Genomic DNA, 379 nt, shown 5'->3' with positions numbered 1-379 from the left:
AGTCAACGTTGCATTTTTTTTACAGCCAAATGAACACGTGTTCACCTTGCTAAAAAAAATGCCGCAGCAGCGCTTTCAGGTAGCGAATATGAGTTATTTACAGATCTCCGGCCTTAAAATTAGTTATGGCGATAAGGTGGTTTTACATAATATCGATCTGGCGGTAGAGCAGGGAGAGATGATTGCTCTACTGGGCCCGTCGGGATGCGGAAAAACCACGCTGCTGAACGCCCTCTGCGGCTTTATTCCGGTGCAAAGCGGCGAGGTGGCTATTGCCAGCCGAACGATCACTCATCTTGCGCCGGAGCAGCGCAATATCACCATGGTATTTCAAAGCTACGCCCTGTGGCCGCACCTGACGGTAGCGCGCAATATCGGC

Annotated in this window: 1 protein-coding gene; it reads left to right on the top strand. The window is 50.7% G+C overall.

Annotation, left to right across the window (positions count from 1 at the left end; all coding sequences use genetic code 11):
• Positions 1 to 379 (top strand): ATP-binding cassette domain-containing protein (locus tag M3593_RS23820; RefSeq protein WP_251665154.1); only part of this gene is annotated, 379 nt, incomplete at both ends.

Source organism: Mesobacillus sp. MER 48, assembly GCF_023714225.1.
Taxonomy (GTDB): Bacteria; Bacillota; Bacilli; order Bacillales; family Cytobacillaceae; genus Mesobacillus; species Mesobacillus oceanisediminis_A.
Note: the sequence above shows the minus strand (reverse complement) of the source record. Positions and strands in the feature narration are given on the sequence as shown.